This is a genomic window from Cupriavidus pampae (genome assembly GCF_914271485.1).
Lineage (GTDB): Bacteria > Pseudomonadota > Gammaproteobacteria > Burkholderiales > Burkholderiaceae > Cupriavidus > Cupriavidus pampae.
Map to the genome: position 1 here is coordinate 263,477 of NZ_CAJZAG010000007.1, position 18,346 is coordinate 281,822.

Consider the following 18,346-nt stretch of genomic DNA (forward strand, 5'->3'; position numbering starts at 1 on the left):
GATATGACTGCCACCCCTGTGCTGGAAGTCCGCAACCTCACGGTACGTCTGCCCGATGGCGGCGATCGCCGCCATGCGGTGCAGGATGTCTCGCTGGTCGTGCGGCCGCGCGAGACCGTCTGCATCGTCGGCGAGTCCGGTTCGGGCAAATCCGTGACCTCGAGCGCCGTCATGGGCTTGCTGCCGCGCAATGTGCTCACGGTCGAATCCGGCCAGATTCTGCTGGCGGGCCAGGACATCACGCAGGCCACGCCCGCGCAGTTGCAAGTGCTGCGCGGCCATCGCATGGCGATGATCTTTCAGGAGCCGATGACCGCGCTCAATCCTCTGATGCGCATCGGTGACCAGATCGCCGAGGTCTTCACATTCCACGCGAAGCAGATGGATGCGGCCGCGCGCGAGCGCCGCGTGCTGGAGTTGCTGACGGACGTGCATCTGCCGCAGCCGGACACCATCCGCCACGCTTATCCGCATCAGCTCTCGGGCGGGCAGCGCCAGCGCGTGATGATCGCGATGGCGCTTGCGATGGAACCGGGCCTGATCATCGCCGACGAACCGACCACCGCGCTCGACGTTACCTCGCAGGCCCAGGTACTGCGGCTGCTCAAGGAGCTCTCGGACCATCACGACAACGGCGTCTTGTTCATCACGCACGACTTCGACGTGGTGGCGGAGATTGCCGACCGTGTGATCGTGATGCAGTCGGGCCGCATTGTGGAGCAGGGCACGGCCGACGATGTGCTCAACCGCCCGCGGCATCCGTACACGCAACGGCTGCTGGACGCGCGGCCGCGCGGCGACTTCCGCGCACCGGCGCTGCCGGAGTCGGCCGACACCGCGCTTGCCGTGCGCGAGTTGACGATGCGCTTCGAGACGCGTTCGATGTTCCGCTCGCGCCGCCGCAGTGTGCTGGCGCTCGACGCGGTATCGTTGGCGGTCAAGCGTGGCGAGACCCTCGGCATCGTCGGGGAGTCGGGTTCCGGCAAGAGCACGCTGGGCCGTTGTCTGGCACGGTTCAACACGCCGACTGCGGGCGAGATCGAGCTCGACGGTCAGACGCTGTCGTCGATGAACCGTGCCGCCTCGCATGCATGGCGAAAGCGCGTGCAGATGGTGTTCCAGGACCCGTTCCGCTCGTTCAATCCACGCCTGACCATTGGCCGCACGCTGGCCGAGGGGCCCATGAACTTCGGTGCGAGCCTGGCCGACACGCAGGTGCGCATGCGCGAGATGATGCAGCTCGTGAGCATGGATGCCAGCGCGCTCGAGCGCTTTCCGCACGAGTTTTCGGGTGGCCAGCGGCAACGGCTGTCGATCGCGCGTGCACTGATGATGGATCCAGAGATCCTGATCGCCGACGAAGCCGTATCCGCGCTCGACGTCTCGGTGCAGGCGCAGATCCTCGACCTGCTCGAGTCGATTCGCGAACGGCTCGGCCTCAGCATCGTGTTCATCACGCACGACCTGCGGGTGGCGGCGCGGCTGTGCCATCGCATCGTGGTGATGCAGCGCGGCCAGATCGTCGAGACCGGGAGTGCGCAGGACGTGTTCCTGCGGCCGCAGAGCGCGTATACGCGCGAACTGGTTGCCGCGATCCCGGGACAGGCAGGCGAGGGCGGTGGTTCGGCAAGTGGCACCTCGTCGGCAGGCGGCACGTCGCCGGCATTCATGGAGGCTCGTGTCGCATGACTGCCGCGCCCATCCATATCGCCTTTCTGAGCCAGTCCGCGTCGCTCGCCTACTTTCAGCCGATGATGGCAGAGCGCATGCCGCATGCCGAGGTGTCGGTCTGGCCGGATCCCCGTTGCCTCGAGGCCGAGGTCGCGGTGTGCTGGAATCCTCCGCCCGGCATTTATGCACGCATGCCGCGGCTGCGACTGATCCACAGCATCGCTGCCGGCGTCGATAACGTGATCGAGGGGCAGGACACACGTGGCCTGCCAGTCTGTCGCGTGGTCGATCCCGGCCTCGCGCGCGGCATGATCGAGTACGTACGCTGGTCCGTGCTGTACTTTCATCGTCAGTTCGACCGCATGGCCGTGCAGCAGCGCGAGCGCGTATGGAAACGCCTGCCATTGCAGGCCGCTGAGGCATGTCGCGTTGGCGTGATGGGCCTCGGTGAACTCGGCGGCATGGTGGCACGCACGCTGCGTGACGATGGCTATGACGTCGGCGGCTGGTCGCGTTCGCCACGCGAGATCGATGGCGTGACGGCGTGGCATGGCGCCGAAGGGCTTTCCGCCTTCCTCGCGCGTACCGACGTGCTGATCTGTCTGCTGCCGCTGACCGACGCCACACGCGGCATTCTTGGGGCGCGCACGTTTGCGCAGTTGCCGCGCGGCGCGGCGCTCGTGCACTGCGGCCGTGGTGAACATCTCGTTGCCGACGAGCTGATCGCGGCGCTGACGTCCGAGCAATTGCGTGGCGCCGTGCTGGATGTGTTCCCGGTCGAGCCGTTGCCCACCGACAGTCCACTCTGGGGTTGCCCGGGCGTCGTCGTCACGCCGCACATGGCGTCGATGGCCACCTCCACCGAAGTCGTCAGTCAGGTCGCCGCCAATATCACGCGCCTGACGGCCGGCGAGTCGTTACGCAACACCGTAGATCTTGCGCGCGGCTACTGATACGCGCGCGAATTTCCTATCTCCCTGATTCCGGAGTTTCGATGCATCCCGAAGATCCCGCTTTCACCCTGCCCACTGGCGCGCCGGCGTCCGTGGATCCGCAGATTCGTGAGTTCCTGACGAAGATGGCCGCCGATGCGGCCAAGTATCCGCGCCGCGATACCGTGTCGATCGCCGAAGGCCGTCGCATCGGCGAAGCCGTGCGCGCGCCGTGGGCACAAGGCGGCCCCGAGATGGCCAACACGACCGAGCAGTATGTCCCGACGCGGCACGGCCCGGTGCGCGTGCGCATCTACACGCCGCGCCAGCGCGTGATGCCGGGCGCGTTCCTCTACATCCACGGTGGTGGCTTCGTGCTGTTCAGCATCGACACCCATGATCGCGTCATGCGTGAGTACGCCGAGCGCGCGGGAATTGTTGTCATCGGCATCGACTACACGCGCGCGCCGGAAGCCAAGTTTCCGCAGCCGCTCGAGGAATGCGTGGACGTGGTGCGCTGGGTGCATGCCCAGGCCGCGACGCTGGGTATCGATGCGAAGCAGCTGTTCGTTGGCGGCGACTCGGCGGGCGGAAATCTGTCGATGGGCACGTGCCTGACGTTGCGCGATGAAGGCGACGCCGGTCTGCTGCGCGGCGCGGTGCTCAACTACGGGGCCTATAGCAACAACCTGTTCCGCAACTCGGTGGTGCGCTATGGGGCGGGCGACTACGGGCTGTCGCTGCATATGATGATCTGGTTCCGCGGGCTGCATATCGGCAAGGGCGAGGACTTCTACGATCGGCGCTACAACATCCTCGGCGATTCGCTCGAGAATCTGCCACCGCTGTTCATGGTCATCACCGAGTGCGATCCGCTCTATGACGACAACCTGGAACTCGACCGCCGCCTGCGCGCGATCGGGGCCGATGTGGAGTCGAAGGTCTATCCAGGGACGGTGCACAGCTTCCTTGAAGCGGTGTCGATCGCCGACGTCGCGGCGGAAGCGTTCGACGATACCGCCCGCTGGCTCCAGCGCAAGGCCGGATGAGAGGAGGCAGTTCATGTATACGCCACCCGCCTACGCCGAGCAGGACGTCGATGCGCTCCATGCCTTTATGCGCGGCCACAGCTTTGCGTCGCTCATCACGTTCTCCGGTGATCGCGTCAACGTGACGCACCTGCCGTTCCTCCTCGACACCTCGCGTGCGCCCGTGCTGTACACGCATATGGCGCGCGCTAATGCCCAGCTGGCCGATCTGCGCTCGGGTGCCGAGGCGTTGGTTGTGTTTCAGGGGCCGCACGCGTTCATCTCGCCGAGCTGGTACGAGAATCGCCATACGTTTCCCACGTGGAACTACACCGCGGTGCATGCGCGCGGCACGCCCGCCGTGATCGATGAAGCCGACGAGGTGCTTGATCTGCTCGAGCGCACCGTCGCGCGCTACGACACCCCGTTGGGTGGCGCGTGGACGCTCGGTGGCATGCCCGCCGAGACCACGCGCATGCGCATGGGCGCGATCGCGGGCGTGCGGATTCCGATCGCCACGCTGGAAGGCAAGATGAAGCTCAATCAGGACAAGTCGATTGCGGATCGGGTGGGGGTGATCACCGCGCTCGAGGCACTGGGAGAGCCGCAGGGATTGGCCGTGGCCGCGCTGATGCGCGAGCACGCCGACATGCACGGGGCAGTGCCATCGGCCGCGTTGCAAAAGAATCGCACCAATGCGTAATGCCAGGGAGCCAATGTTGAATCTCGATGAAGTGATTGCCACGGCGGCGGCGACGCTGCCCACGGCATCTGCGGGCAGTCCGGAGCCGCAAACCGAAGCCACCGTGCGGCGCGATCTGTCGCTGCTGTACCGGCTAATCGCGCACTTTCGCATGACCGACATCATCGACACGCATATCAGCGCGCGCGTGCCGGGGAGCGAGGATCATTTCCTGATCAATCGCTACGGGGTGCTGTTCCATGAGATGCGGCCAGAAACGCTGGTAAAGATCGACACCGAGGGGCGATCGGTTGAGGCCGGCGACCCTGCGCAGCAGCGCGTGAACGCGGCCGGCTTCACCATCCATTCGGCCGTGCATATGGCGCGGCACGATCTGGCCTGCGTGATCCACACCCATACGGCTGACGGCATCGCGGTGGCGGCGCAGCGCAAAGGCCTGCTGCCGATCTCGCAGCATGCGCTGCGCTTCTACAACCGGCTGGCGTATCACGATTACGAGGGCATCGCGCTCGAACTCGCCGAACGCGAGCGGCTGGTGGCCGACCTCGGCACCCACAAGGCGATGATCCTGCGCAACCATGGCCTGCTGGCCGCAGGCACCACGATTCAGGAAGCGTTCGTCAATATCTATTACCTGGAGCGGGCGTGCCAGGCGCAGATCAAGGCGACGTCAGGCGGTGCCGAACTGGTCTATCCCTCGGCCGAAGTCTGCGAGCGGACCGCGCGTCAGTTCGAGCGTCCGACGGCGCCGGAGTATTGCCAGCGCGTGTGGAACGCTGCCATCCGCTTGCTGTAACGGCGAGGAGCCGGGCTCAGGACAGGCCCGGCTTGCCGCTGAGCGCCTTGGTACCGCTCATCAGCAGCGGCGCGAAGCGGCGGGCGAAGTCGTCGATGCTCCAGTCGGCCAGCGAGCCGGAGATGTCGATCGCAGCGATGGGTCGGCCTTCGTGATCGAGGATCGCACTGGCGAGATTGATCTCGCCAAGCATGCTTTCCTCGGCTGCCACGGCGTAGCCATCGGTGCGGCATTGACGTACCAACGCGCGAATCTGGTCGTGGTCTGTCACGGCCTTGCGCGTGAGCGGCTGCGACGTGCTGCGCGCGAGGATGTCATCGACCTGTTCATCGCTCATGTGCGACATCACCGCGCGGCCACTGGCGGTGTGGATGGTGGCAAGGCGCCGGCCGATCAACGTGGTCGTGTAGGTTTGCCGCTTGGTCTGGCGGCGCAGCGCGAAGATGATCGTGAGGTCGTCGAACAGGCTCAGTTCCACGCGCTCGCCGGATTCCTTCTGCAGATCGACGATCAGTGGCGTGGCGCGCTCGAGTAGCGGTACGCTGCGGAGATAGTCGAAGGTGCGTTCGAGGATCTTCTTTCCCGGCAGGAACGCCTTGCCATTGGCCCCGCGCTCCAGATAGCCGAGGGCGACGAGCGTATGTGCCATGCGCTGGACCGCGCTGCGATCCATGTCGCAGATGCTGGCCAGTTCGTTGAGCGTTAGCGGACCGGGCCGATCGGCAAAGGCCTCGAGCAGGCCCAGGCCCTTGGCGAGGGACTGCACGAATAGCGTGTTGGTGCGTTCGGGGCGTTCACTCATGGCCGAATGAAGTATTGAATATCGAATGCTCGGTATCTTATATCAATACTGCTTCCGCTTCGCCCGCTAATGTAAGCATCGCATCAGTGTGTGGAATGCGGGTGCGATGCTCTCTTCCGGGACGCACGCATATCCAAGCAAAAGGCCGCGTTGCACGGAGGGCGTCATGTAATAGCGGGACAACGGACGCACCATGATGCCTTGCTCGCGCGCACGCGCGGCCACGGCCGCATCGTCCACGCCATCGGGCAGCCGCAGCACAAGATGCAGGCCGGCATTGCTCGCATGCTCGTGCAGGGCATCCGGTCCGAGATATTGCTCGATCAGTCCGGCCAGAATCGCGCGGCGCCGCGCATAGAGCGGCCGCATGCGACGGATGTGGGCGGCGTAGTCGCCAGCCTGCATGAACTCTGCAACGGTGGCTTGCGTCATCAGATGTCCCGCACGGTAGAGCTCCGCGTGCGCGGTCTGGAACGCGGCGGCAATCGGCTTCGGCAGCACCATGTAGCCCATGCGCAGACCCGGATAGAGCGTCTTGCTGAACGTCCCGATATAGATTACGGGCGCATCGGGCTCCAGCCCCTGCAACGAGGGAATCGGCTGGCCCGAGAAGCGGAACTCGCTGTCGTAGTCGTCCTCGACGATCCAGCTACCCTGGCGGCGGGCGAATTCGAGCAACTCGCGCCGGCGTTTCAGGCTCAGTACCGCGCCGAGTGGATATTGATGCGACGGCGTGACAAAGATAAAACGCGGGGCGGGGCGGCGCAGTACGGCGCCGGTATCGGGCAGCGTCATGCCTTCCGCATCCACGGGCCGCGGCACCATGCCGATATCGCTGACCTCCAGCACGCCGCGAATGCCCCAGTAAGCAGGTTCTTCCACCCACGCGGTTTCGCCCGGCGTGCCGAGCATGCGGACCACGAGGTCGATGGCCTGATGAATACCTTCGGTGATCAGCACCTGCGAGGCGTCGCATTGCACGGAGCGGGCCACGCGCAAATGCGCGGCCACGGCTTCACGCAGTGCTGGCAGGCCGCCACCGTGGCTATAGCTGAGCCATTCGGGATGCGGCTGCCGCCAGAGCTTCGCCGCGATCTGCGCATAGCGTCGATGGGGAAAACGGGCGAGATCCGGCACGCCCGGCATGAACGCGCCCCACTGCGTGGAGGACGCCGACGCATTGGCAATCAGCCGCTGGCCGCGTGGCGAGAGCCCCGGCATCGGTACGGCACCCTGGCGCTGAGGGTCGGTGGCTACGATGACCGACGCATTGAGAAAGCGTTCGGGTGCGGTGTCTGCGACGAAGGTGCCGCTGCCCGTGCGCGCGGTGAGGTATCCCTCGGCCATCAGTTGCTCGTACGCGAACATCACCGTATTGCGTGACAAGCCTAGCTCCACGGCCAGATCGCGTTGCGGCGGCATGCGCGTGGCCGGGGCGAGGCTACCCTCCTGAATCGCGCCGCGAATGCAGGCGTACAACGCGCGATTGAGCGGCCGGCTTAGCGAGGCGACGCCATCCGGTCCCATGCGCTGGAGCAGCAGGTCGGCGCAGATCGATTTCAAATTGGCACCAGACAATTTATGAAAGTGGTGCTGGATTGTAGGGCCAAATTGCCTTGGAATGAGGGGGTCCTCAAAACCCTCCTCCCTGCCACCAAGGCCACCAACATGAAAAACCTCGACCTCGATCAACGCCGCTCCCTGGCCACGCCGCGCGGCGTCGGCGTGATGTGCGACTTCTATGCGGATCGCGCGGAGAACGCAACGCTGTGGGACATCGAGGGACGCGCCTATACCGACTTTGCCGCCGGCATCGCGGTGCTGAACACGGGCCACCGCCATCCGCGCGTGATGCAGGCCATCGCGGCGCAGCTCGAGCGCTTTACGCATACGGCGTATCAGATCGTGCCGTATCAGGGCTATGTCTCGCTGGCCGAGCGCATCAACGCGTTGGTGCCGATCAAGGGCGTCAACAAGACCGCGCTGTTCACCACCGGCGCGGAAGCCGTGGAAAACGCGATCAAGATCGCCCGTGCGCATACCGGCCGCCCTGGTGTCATTGCGTTCTCGGGCGCGTTCCACGGACGCACGCTGCTCGGCATGGCGCTGACCGGCAAGGTGGTGCCATACAAGGTCGGCTTTGGTCCGTTCCCGGCGGACGTCTACCATGCACCGTTCCCGAATGCGCTGCGTGGCGTGACCACCGGAAAGGCGTTGGAGGATCTGGAGTCACTGTTCAAGACCGACATCGATCCGTCGCGCGTCGCCGCGATCATTCTCGAGCCCGTGCAGGGCGAGGGTGGCTTCAATCCCGCGCCGGCTGACTTTATGCGCGGCCTGCGCACGGTCTGCGACCGCCACGGCATCGTGCTGATCGCGGACGAGGTTCAGACCGGCTTTGCTCGGACGGGCAAGTTGTTCGCGATGTCGCATTACGACGTCGAGCCCGATCTGATCACGATGGCCAAGAGTCTGGCCGGCGGCATGCCGCTGTCCGCCGTTTGCGGCCGCGCCGAGATCATGGATGCACCGCTGCCCGGGGGCCTCGGTGGCACCTACGCCGGCAATCCGCTCGCGGTGGCTGCCGCGCACGCCGTCATCGACGCCATCACCGAAGAACACCTGTGCGAGCGCGCCGCCGCGTTGGGCGCCCAACTTACCGAACGTCTGCAGTCTGTGCGCGCCCGCTGCCCTGCGTTGGCGGAGATTCGCGGCCTGGGTTCGATGATTGCCGCCGAGTTCACCGACCCAATCACCGGCGCTCCGAGCGCGGAAGCCGCGAGGGACGTGCAGAACCGTGCCCTGGCATCTGGCCTGATCCTGTTGACCTGCGGTGTCTACGGCAACGTGATTCGGTTCCTGTATCCGCTGACGATTCCGCAGGCACAGTTCGATGCGGCGTTGGAGTTGTTGGAGACGGCGTTGGTGGGATAGTGCCCGTCAGTTCCTTCGAAGAAACTTTCTGCGTCTCCGAAAGATTTCACTTCAATCTCTATGGTGGATGACAGAACATCATTTGACCCATGCGCGTCGTTGGGGGGCGTAGCTCGGTCCATGCGCCGACTCCCACGCATGCCAACGACAACTTTCATCGGAGACGCAGCCATGAGGGCAATACTCATCGCGACCGCCTTGGGGAAGCTGCTGATGACGCGACTGTAGGCACCCTCCAGTTCAACGATCGGCGCGCATATGCGAGTCATCCTGAGCCTCCTGCTGACGATGGGCCTGTTCGCTGCATCTGATCCTTCGCGCGCGCAGACTTTTGGCATCGTGGGCACCAACGTGCAGAAGCAGGCTAACGCGGTGCTGACATTGATGTCATTCGCCGTCGTGCCCGATCTGGCATCCAGTGCGCTCTCCATCAGCAACACCAGTACCGACAATCCCGATATCACGCTCTGGCAGCTTGGCGGTGGCTTCACGCTAAGCCAGTCATTTCCGCTATACCTCGAGGGCTCGGTGGCCTACAACCGATACGATCCGACCTTTGTCGCATCGAATGGTCAGGAAACCCGTCGTCTGCCAACCAAGTGGAACACCTTCGCCGGCACCGTCGGAGTTGGCTGGGATTTTCCTTTGACCGAGAGCAAGGAGCTGGTGTTTCGGCCCATCCTCAATGCATCGATCGGACGCGTCGCGAGCGACCTTTCGGTGGCCAAGTTCGCAGTCGAGCAGAAGACCGACCGCGACATCATGTTTCTCGAAGATGGAGCGATGAATGCGTACGGCGTAGGCGGGTCGGTGATGCTCGACTGGGAGAGCCATCGCGGAGACAACGATATCGATCTGGAACTCCGCTATACGAATATTTATTTGCGCAGCTTCGGGACCTCGTACGGTATCGGGGCGTCGTCCGCCGCGCAGACCGCGAGCCTTTATGCGCGCTGGCGCGCACCCACGGGCCTCCGGGCACTCGATCGCCCGGTCCGTTATGTTCTGGAACTCTCCCATTCCCATTACTTCGGAAGTCAGGCCGGAGCGCTGGGCTTCGATTACCTGACCACCGTCGGCACCGGGCTGGAGCTGGACACAAGCGCCCATGAGGTCTTCGTGACGCGAATCCGCGCAGTGGTGCGGTATGTCTTCGGCAACAACGTCTCCGGGGTGTCATTCGGGTTCGCGGCAAGCTTCTAGAACCGGTTCCTTTCGGGCACGCCAGCGCGAAAGCGTGATGATCCGTTGCGAAAGGATTCACTTCGACAAGCGCCGATCGTCCGCCAAGATAAGTCATTCTGGGGGATGCACGTGGCGATCATGAACGACTGTCATGAGCTCGGTCCGCGCTACCGACAACTCGCCGGATGGAAGTTGTGCTCGGCACTATTGGCGGGTGGCGTCGTAGTGTGTTCCCCAGCACATGTGCACGGCGCAGATCCCGCTTCGGCTGTCGAGCCAGCGTCCGAATCAGCGGTCGGAGCGGCGGCTGCGCAACAGAGCTGGATTGACCGCATTCTCGAGAAGCTTGGCGCTTCCAAGGAAGTGGACCTCAGTCATGGAATTGACTGGGGAATCCTGCCGGGACCGTTCTACAACCCGGAAATGGGCTTTGGCATTGGCGCGGCGGCCATCGGCCTTTACCAGCCATCCAATGCCGCCAGGACGACCCAGCTTTCCACGCTGTCCATTCGAGGATTCGGCACAGTCAAAGGCGCCTATGGAATCTCGATCGAGAACAACACATTCTTTGCGGATGACAGCTATCGCTTTCTGGTCGAGGCGGCGCTGATCAATATGCCCACGGCCTATTGGGGCGTGGGATATGACAACGCGATCGACAATGCAAATCGGGAGACATACACGCGCAAGCAGGTGCTGCTGCAACCCAGGATGATGTTTCGTGTGCGACCGAATGTCTATGTGGGCGCCGGGTGGAGCCTGCAATACGACGATGCGGTAAAGCTCGAGCGCGGCGCGGACAGCGCGCTTGCCAGGGACCCGAACGGGCCGCGTGTGCTCAGCTCCGGCGTCAGTGCGCATTTCTCCTACGACACGCGAGACTTCATCCCGAACCCTTACCAGGGCGAGTCGTTGCTGATCAATACCGTGATCTATCGCCGAGGTCTTGGCAGCGACACCGACCTCGAGAATCTGGAGATCACGGCCAACAAGTATTTTCGGGTCCGAGAGCGCGATGTGCTGGCGTTTGATGTCTACGCCAATATGAACTGGGGCGATGTGCCGTGGGACATGATGGCGACGCTGGGTAACAACAAGCGGATGCGCGGGTACTTCCAGGGGCAGTACCGCGACAAGGTCATGGCCGGCGTCCAGGTCGAGTATCGCTGGCATATCGTGGGACGCCAGGGCATGGTGTTCTGGCTTGGCACTGGCGCGATCGCGCCGAATCCCGGGGCGCTTGCATCCGCGCACTGGTTGCCCAATGCGGGTATCGGTTACCGCTTCGAGTTCAAGCCTCGCGTGAATGTCCGCTTTGACGCCGGCGTGGGTAGTCATACGAAAGGGGTGTACTTCCAGATCAACGAGGCATTCTGAGCTACGCGGCAACCTGCTGCTCGGAGCAAGGAGTCGCAATCATGCATATGCGGTCCGTTTGGGTAACGATTGGCGAGCTGTGCATTGCATGGAGCGGGCTGATTGGCGTGGCATCCGCGCAAACCGATACGCCGCAAGAGTCTTCCTTTCCCGATCACAAGCCTCGACTTTCGTTCTTCGATACCGAAGACGGCATGCTCGATACAAGCGATTTTCTTCTACAGCACAAGGGCGCGTTACCTGTGCCGACTGTCATTACAGAGCCGGCTGTCGGCTATGGCTTCGGGCTTGCCCTTGCATTCTTCTCTGAGTCGGACGCTTCGCGGCAGGCAAAGCAATCTGGCACCGGGCCCGCGCCGCCCAATATCACCGCGATCGGGGGTGCCTACACTGACAACGGCACCTGGGCTGCGGGAGCCGCCCACTTCCATACATGGGGTGACGATCGGATTCGGTATCTGGGTGCGATTGCCAAGGTCGATGCCAACCTTGAGTACTTCGGGCAGGCCAACCAGCCCCGTGCCTACCAGCTGAGAGGCTTCGCGCTGATCCAGCAGTTGCTCTTTCGAGTGGCGGACTCGCACTGGTACATCGGACCGCGCTATGTGTATGCCGATATGTCGTCGACCTTCAAATTCGGCGATACCGCGAGGGAACTGGGGCCAATCGAGCAGGACCTTCGCATTGGGAAGGGCGGTGTTGTCATTGACTACGACTCGCGTGACAACATCTTTTTTCCGAACAAGGGCAGCTACGCGGAGGTGGAAGCCCAGTTCGCGCGAAGCGCATTCGGTAGCACGCAGAGCTTCAACATGTACAACGCTCGCGGGTTCACGTGGCTGCCCATCAGTCGCAACTGGATTCTCGGGCTGCGCGCTGATACGAAGTTCTCAACGGGTAACGTCCCGTTCTATGCGCAACCATATGTCGATCTGCGTGGCGTGCAAAAAGGCCGTTATCAAGACCGGAATGCGGTTGTCGCCGAGGCGGAGCTGCGTTGGGACGTGACACCGCGGTGGTCAGTGCTGGCGTTCTCGGGAACGGGGAAGGCATATGGCCGCTGGCATGACTTTTCCGATGCCACGACAGTAATAAGCGTCGGGACGGGATTTCGCTACATGCTTGCGCGCAAGCTGGGACTGTCAATGGGAGTCGATGTCGCCCATAGCAGGGGGCAGAACGCTTTCTACATTCAGGTTGGTAGCGCATGGCGCTAGGGTTTGACAGAACGGCTGAGAGTGACTCAACAAAAAGTTTCATGACGGAGACGGAAATCGTTACTTCGGCATCGCCAGGTGCTGCGATAAAGTCTCCTAGGCATTCTAAAAATCCAATAATGCCAGGGAGATATCAATGAAATTGTGGGGGTTCCGAGCATCAGTTGCCAACTTGCTTCCCACGCGCTCCCGACGACTGGAGGTCACTATGGCCCGCTTGCCTGCCTTGAGTCTGCTCGTAGTCTTGATGGCGGCCTGTAGCAGTACGCCGCCGCCCGCGACGCGTTCGTCGGCGAGCTCGACGACGACACCAGCCGCCACGCCCGCCACCACCACAGCGGCGCCGGACGCAAGGCTGGTGGATCCCGCCGTGATACAGGCACTGAAGGCCATGGGGAGCTACCTCCAGACGCTGAAGCGGTATGCGGTGGCGATCGATCTATCCGGTGAGCGGGTATTGGCTGACGGCGAGAAACTGCAGCACACGGCGACCGCGGACCTTCAGGTCTCGGCGCCCAACAAGCTGCGCGCGCAGATGCGCAGTGCGCGCTCTCAGCGTGATCTGATCTTCGACGGCCGGACCGTCACGCTTTATCAGCCTCAGCAAAAGTACTACTCGCAAGCGGAATTCGCAGAGACCAACGCCGTGCTCGTCGAGCGACTGCGGCAGCGATATGGCGTCGAGATTCCTTCGGCCGATCTCTTTCTATGGGGCACATCGGCGGCACCTCTCGATAACATCCAGTCAGCCATGAACGCCGGGCAGGATTTCGTCGGGGGAACACTGTGCGATCACTATGCGATCCGTCAGGGCGACTTCGACTGGCAGATCTGGATCGCGGCCGGCGACAGGCCTTTGCCCTGCAAACTCGTTATCACCAATCGCGCCGATGAAGCGCGCCCGCAATCCGTCACGCTCTATCGTTGGAACCTGAATCCGAAGTTTGGAAATTCGGTCTTCACGTTCACGCCACCGAAGGGCGCGACGGAAGCGAAATTCGTTCCGCTCAAGACCCAGCAGAGCCAGTAGAGGGAGCACAGCCATGAGATGCACGGTCGGCAAGCTGATGGCAGTGGCCGCAGCGGCGGTATGCCTGGTGGCGATGGGCTTTGCTCCACACGCCGAAGCGCGCCCGGGAGGCGGCGGAGCGCATGCCGGTGGTGGAGGGCAGGCCAGAGGCGGTGGCGCGCATGCCGCGGGCAATCGCGCTGGCGGTGGCAACGTCGGTGCGAACCAGCAGGTGAACAATTCGCGCGCGGATGCGCGTACCCGCGATGTCAGGAGCAATAGCGTCAATAGTGTGAATGCCAGCCGGGACGTCAACATCAGCTCGAATCGCAATGTCAACGTGAACGTGGACAGCCATGGTGGCTGCTGTGGCTGGGACAACGACTATCATCCGGTCGCGACTGCGGCGGCGGTGACCGCGGCGGTGGCGGTAACCTCGGCGGTGGTGGGGTCCATGGTGCGAAGCGTCCCCCCCGGTTGCGCGCCGGTCAACTATGGGGGCATGGTCTATCAGCAGTGCGGGAGCACGTGGTACATGCCGCAGGGTGCGCAGTATGTTGTGGTCAATCCACCGTACTGAGCTCCCTTATGAGCGCGGCGTTTGACTGGTTCCTGCAGGTACTACACAAGCATCCGGAGGTCGCTTTCTTTCTTGTACTCGGCTTGGGGTATGTACTGGGAAAGCTCAGGATTGGCACATTCACGCTCGGGGCAGTGACTGGGACGTTGCTGGCAGGTGTGCTTATCGGTCAGTTCGGGCTGAAGATCTCCGGCGATGTGAAGCAATGCTTCTTCCTGCTTTTCCTGTTCTCCATTGGATTTCGCACCGGGCCACAGTTCTTCCGCGGCTTGCGTAGCGACGGCCTGCAACAGGCGCTATTGGCGGCAATTGTTGCCTCGACTGGACTGGTGGTGGCGTTCCTGGTGAGCAAGTTCTTTGGCTACCAGGCCGGCACCGCGGCAGGCGTCGTGGCGGGGGCACTGACCGAGTCCGCCACCATCGGTACTGCCAGCGATGCCATCTCGCGACTGGCCTTGTCCGAATCCGCTCGACAGATTCTCACCAACCAGATCCCCGTTGCGTTTGCCGTCACCTATCTGGTGGGCGTGATTGGTGCGGCATGGATCCTTAGCCAACTCGCGCCAAAGCTTCTTGGCGTGGACCTACCCGCCGTGTGCCGCGAGCTTGAGAGCAAGATGCAGGGCAACACCACGCACGGCATACCAGGGCGAAGGGAATTCGAGCTTCGCTCGTACGCTATCGAGGAAGGTTCGCCGCTAGTGGGTGCGTCAATTGCAGAGCTGGAAGCCGCTATGAGCGATCAGCGCCTTTTCATCGAACGCATGCGGCGAGACGGCGTTGTGATCACGACCACGCCTGATACCGCGCTGCGCGCGGGAGATGCGATCAGCGTAGCGGGCCGGCGCATGCTACTAGTCGAGCGGATGGAAGGACCGGGCTCGGGCGTGCGTGAAATCGACGACCGCGAACTGTTGGATGTAGAAGCGGAATCGCTGGACGTGGTGATCACATCGAAGGCGATCGACGGCCGCAGGCTTGGGGATCTGGCGCGGGAGCACGGGGCACGCGGCGTATTCGTGATGCGCGTGACCCGTGCCGGCACGCCATTGCTGATCGCGCCCGAGACCGTGCTCAACCGTGGCGACGTGGTGACGCTCGTGGGCAGTGCGTCGAGCGTGGATGCCGCAGTCGGGAAGCTCGGTGTGGCTGATCGCGCTACCAATGCAACTGACATGGTCCTGGTATCGCTGGGTATTGTGGTCGGGGCGTTTGTGGGCGTCCCCGCGTTGATCGTTGGTGGCGTCGAGATCGGCCTGTCTCTGAGCGTCGGGGTGCTGCTCGGCGGGCTGGTATGCGGCTGGCTGCGCTCCGTGCAGCCACGCCTGTTCGGACGCATACCGGGACCGACGCTGTGGGTGTTCGAATCCATCGGATTGACAGGATTTGTTGCCATCGTGGGCCTGAATGCCGGCCCCGACTTCGTCAAGGGGCTCCAGGCTAGCGGGCTTTCCCTTCTGCTTGCGGGTCTGTTGACGGTCGGCATTCCCATGCTCGTAGGTGTATTCGTCGGGCACAAACTTATGAAGATGCATCCAGGTGTCATGCTGGGAGTGTGCGCGGGAGCTTCGACTGCCACGCCGGCGTTGGCGGCCGTGCAGGAGGCCGCGAAAAGCGCTGTACCGACGCTAGGCTATGGCGTGGCTTATGCTGTAGGAAACGTGCTGCTAGCGTTGTGGGGAACCGTAATCGTGGCGTTGATGACTTGATGTTATTCCCCGGAGACATGTCCACCCCCAACTCCTTCTCCACGCCCCCTCAGCAAGCTTTGGCGCAGTTGGCGCCGCGCACGGTTCTGTTGCTAGCTACCGCGGCGGGGCTTTCCGTTGCGTCGCTTTACTACAGCCAGCCGATGCTGGGCCTGCTGACCGATGACCTTGGTGTTTCGGCGACTCAGGTAGGGCTGGTGACCACACTGACGCAGCTGGGTTACGCGGTGGGGATCTTGTTCCTCGCGCCATTGGGAGATCGCTACGATCGGCGGTGGATTATTGCGATCAAGTCGGCGGTGTTGGCGCTGGCGTTGCTGGTTGGGGCGGCGTCGCCTGGGCTTGGGTTGTTGCTGGTGGCCAGTGCCGTGATTGGGATCACCGCCACGCTCGCGCAGGATGTCGTGCCGGCTGCGGCGACGTTGGCGCCTGAGGAGAAGCGGGGGCGGGTAGTGGGGACGGTGATGACCGGCCTGCTGCTGGGCATTCTGCTGTCGCGCGTGGTCAGTGGCGTGGTGGCCGAGCATATTGGCTGGCGCGTGATGTTCGTGATGGCTGCCGCAAGTGTGGCGTTGATTGGCGTGGCGTGCTGGCGTGGGTTGCCCTCGTTCAAGCCGACGACGCAGTTGCCCTATGCGGCGTTGCTGGCCTCGCTGGTGCAGCTCTGGAGCCAGCATGGGGCGGTGCGTCGCGCGATGCTCGCGCAGGGGTTGCTGGCGGTGGGCTTCAGCGCGTTCTGGTCGACGCTGGCCCTCATGCTCTATGACGCGCCATTTCATCTCGGTAGTGCCACGGCGGGAGCGTTCGGGCTCGCCGGCGCGGCGGGAGCGCTGGGCTCACCGTTGGCGGGGCGGATTGCCGATCGGCGTGGGCCCGAGCTGGTGACGCGGCTGAGTACCGCGATCACGGCGGTGTCTTTCGGCGCGATGCTGTGTTCGTTGTGGCTCTCGCCGCATGCGGCGCTGGTGCTGATCGCCGTCTGCGCGATTGGGTTCGATCTCGGTGTCCAGACGACACTTGTCGCGCATCAGACCATTGTCTTCGGCATCGATCCGGGCGCGCGTAGCCGGCTGAATGCCGTGCTGTTCGTAGGCATGTTCACGGGCATGGCGCTCGGATCGGCGCTGGGCAACGCGGCACTCGCGCATTGGGGGTGGGCGGGGGTGTCGGCGCTGGCGGTGATCAGCTCGCTGGCGGCGCTCGTCGTGCGCTTGTGGCCTGTCACGCGATGAAACCACGCGGCAACGCGGGTCATCCGCAAGAGGTAGACTTTCGCATTGATGCTCCACCATGAGGGAGCACAACGAGGAGCTACCGTGAACACCCCTAGTCACAATCGTATTGCGCAACTGTTTGGCATCGATCTGCCCGTGATCCAGGCACCCATGGCGGGCGCGAGCACGCCTGCCATGGCGATTGCCGTGAGCGAGGCGGGCGGGCTTGGTTCGTTGCCGGCGGCGCTGTATTCCGTCGAGGAATTTGCCGCGGCGCTGGCCGAGGTGCGCGCCGGCACGAAGAAGCCCGTGAACGTCAACTTCTTCTCGCATGTGCCGCCCGCTGCGGATCCTGTACAGATGATGAAATGGCGCGCGCTGCTCGCGCCGTACTACGTCGAGCACGGCATCGATACGAGTGGGCCGATTCCAACGGGGAATCGCGCGCCGTTCAACGAGGAGTACTGCGCCGTCGTGGAAGCGTTTCGTCCCGAAGTGGTTAGCTTTCATTTCGGGCTGCCCGAGGAAACACTGCTTGAGCGCGTGCGACGCACGGGCGCCAGGATCATCTCCTCGGCAACCTCGGTGGCGGAGGCGCGTTGCCTCGAGAAGCGTGGCGTGGACGCGATTATCGCGATGGGCTTCGAGGCCGGCGGGCATCGTGGCAATTTCCTGACGGACGATCTCGATATCGCGAGCGCCGTGGGGACGTTTGCGTTGGTGCCGCAGATCGTGGACGCGGTCAGTGTGCCGGTGATTGCCGCGGGCGGTATCGCCGATCAGCGGGGCGTGCGTGCGGCGCTTGCACTGGGGGCGGAGGCGGTGCAGGTTGGCACGGCCTATCTGTTCACGCCCGAGGCCAAGGTCTCGGCCATCCACAGGAAGGCGCTCAAGGAAGCCGCGGATAACGATACCGCGCTGACCAACCTGTTCACGGGCAGGCCCGCGCGTGGCATCTTCAATCGGCTGATGCGCGAGGTGGGTCCGATCTCGACGGTGGCGCCGGCATTCCCGACTTCGGGTGGCGCGCTGATCCCGCTGCGCAAGGCCGCGGAGAACGAGCAGCTGGGCGACTTCACCAATCTCTGGTCGGGGCAGGCCGGTCCGCTCTCGAAGGAAATGAGCAGCGCCGCGCTGACGCGGTATCTTGGCGAAGTGTTCACCGCCACCCGCGAGGCGTGAAGTCGAG

Annotated in this window: 17 protein-coding genes; 14 read left to right on the plus strand and 3 right to left on the minus strand. The window is 63.5% G+C overall.

The genetic code is table 11. From position 1 onward, the window contains the following. The first annotated feature begins 3 nt into the window (after positions 1-3). The 5 genes from LDO41_RS18835 to LDO41_RS18855 are packed head-to-tail and all read left to right on the plus strand — an operon-like array spanning position 4 to position 5,130. The gene (locus LDO41_RS18835) at positions 4-1,689 is read left to right on the plus strand and encodes an ABC transporter ATP-binding protein (protein ID WP_223990959.1); all 1,686 of its coding nucleotides are present in this window, start codon (positions 4-6) and stop codon (positions 1,687-1,689) included. Then, positions 1,686-2,624: a 2-hydroxyacid dehydrogenase gene (locus LDO41_RS18840; protein WP_223990961.1), complete on the plus strand. Its 939-nt coding sequence runs from the start codon at positions 1,686-1,688 to the stop codon at positions 2,622-2,624. The genes LDO41_RS18835 and LDO41_RS18840 overlap by 4 nt, the downstream gene beginning before the upstream one ends. A 41-nt stretch (positions 2,625-2,665) precedes the next feature. Then, positions 2,666-3,652, plus strand: coding sequence for an alpha/beta hydrolase fold domain-containing protein (locus tag LDO41_RS18845; protein WP_223990963.1), 987 nt, complete (start codon positions 2,666-2,668; stop codon positions 3,650-3,652). Positions 3,653-3,665: 13 nt separating this feature from the next. Further along, the gene (locus LDO41_RS18850) at positions 3,666-4,334 is read left to right on the plus strand and encodes an FMN-binding negative transcriptional regulator (RefSeq protein WP_223990964.1); all 669 of its coding nucleotides are present in this window, start codon (positions 3,666-3,668) and stop codon (positions 4,332-4,334) included. Between the two features lie 13 nt (positions 4,335-4,347). Further along, positions 4,348-5,130: a class II aldolase/adducin family protein gene (locus LDO41_RS18855; protein WP_223990966.1), complete on the plus strand. Its 783-nt coding sequence runs from the start codon at positions 4,348-4,350 to the stop codon at positions 5,128-5,130. A gap of 16 nt (positions 5,131-5,146) precedes the next feature. Here the strand turns inward: LDO41_RS18855 and LDO41_RS18860 are convergent, their stop codons facing one another. Both LDO41_RS18860 and pdxR read right to left on the minus strand, forming a co-directional pair. Continuing rightward, entirely contained in the window at positions 5,147-5,932 is a 786-nt protein-coding gene (locus LDO41_RS18860) for an IclR family transcriptional regulator (protein ID WP_223990969.1), read from the minus strand. 66 nt (positions 5,933-5,998) lie between these two features. After that, entirely contained in the window at positions 5,999-7,495 is a 1,497-nt protein-coding gene (gene pdxR / locus LDO41_RS18865) for a MocR-like pyridoxine biosynthesis transcription factor PdxR (RefSeq protein ID WP_377741627.1), read from the minus strand. A gap of 105 nt (positions 7,496-7,600) precedes the next feature. On the opposite strand from pdxR, the gene LDO41_RS18870 reads away from it, so the two are divergent. From LDO41_RS18870 to LDO41_RS18885, 4 genes are all read left to right on the plus strand, one after another. After that, complete coding sequence (locus LDO41_RS18870) at positions 7,601-8,866, plus strand: 4-aminobutyrate--2-oxoglutarate transaminase (RefSeq protein ID WP_223990971.1); 1,266 nt, start codon at positions 7,601-7,603, stop codon at positions 8,864-8,866. 288 nt (positions 8,867-9,154) lie between these two features. Further along, positions 9,155-10,069, plus strand: a complete 915-nt coding sequence (locus LDO41_RS18875; protein WP_223991410.1) for a hypothetical protein — start codon at positions 9,155-9,157, stop codon at positions 10,067-10,069. A 120-nt stretch (positions 10,070-10,189) separates the two neighbouring features. After that, entirely contained in the window at positions 10,190-11,428 is a 1,239-nt protein-coding gene (locus LDO41_RS18880; RefSeq protein WP_223990973.1) for a BamA/TamA family outer membrane protein, read from the plus strand. Between the two features lie 47 nt (positions 11,429-11,475). Continuing rightward, on the plus strand, positions 11,476-12,645 hold the full coding sequence (locus LDO41_RS18885) for a BamA/TamA family outer membrane protein (RefSeq protein ID WP_377741716.1): 1,170 nt from the start codon (positions 11,476-11,478) through the stop codon (positions 12,643-12,645). Positions 12,646-12,750: 105 nt separating this feature from the next. On the opposite strand, the gene LDO41_RS18890 is transcribed toward LDO41_RS18885, so the two are convergent. After that, positions 12,751-13,038: a hypothetical protein gene (locus LDO41_RS18890; RefSeq protein ID WP_223990977.1), complete on the minus strand. Its 288-nt coding sequence runs from the start codon at positions 13,036-13,038 to the stop codon at positions 12,751-12,753. Here LDO41_RS18890 and LDO41_RS18895 point away from each other — a divergent pair. From LDO41_RS18895 to LDO41_RS18915, 5 genes are read left to right on the plus strand one after another with little or no spacing between them, the layout of a single operon-like run. Then, positions 13,004-13,675, plus strand: a complete 672-nt coding sequence (locus LDO41_RS18895; RefSeq protein ID WP_223990979.1) for a DUF2092 domain-containing protein — start codon at positions 13,004-13,006, stop codon at positions 13,673-13,675. The genes LDO41_RS18890 and LDO41_RS18895 overlap by 35 nt on opposite strands. Before the next feature lie 13 nt (positions 13,676-13,688). Continuing rightward, positions 13,689-14,234 (plus strand): hypothetical protein, encoded by a 546-nt coding sequence (locus LDO41_RS18900; protein ID WP_223990981.1) that lies wholly within the window; start codon positions 13,689-13,691, stop codon positions 14,232-14,234. An 8-nt stretch (positions 14,235-14,242) separates the two neighbouring features. Continuing rightward, the gene (aspT, locus tag LDO41_RS18905; RefSeq protein ID WP_223990983.1) at positions 14,243-15,943 is read left to right on the plus strand and encodes an aspartate-alanine antiporter; all 1,701 of its coding nucleotides are present in this window, start codon (positions 14,243-14,245) and stop codon (positions 15,941-15,943) included. Positions 15,944-15,960: 17 nt separating this feature from the next. Next, positions 15,961-17,175, plus strand: a complete 1,215-nt coding sequence (locus tag LDO41_RS18910) for an MFS transporter (protein WP_223990985.1) — start codon at positions 15,961-15,963, stop codon at positions 17,173-17,175. 48 nt (positions 17,176-17,223) lie between these two features. Continuing rightward, positions 17,224-18,339 (plus strand): NAD(P)H-dependent flavin oxidoreductase, encoded by a 1,116-nt coding sequence (locus LDO41_RS18915; protein WP_396022274.1) that lies wholly within the window; start codon positions 17,224-17,226, stop codon positions 18,337-18,339. Positions 18,340-18,346: the final 7 nt, after the last annotated feature.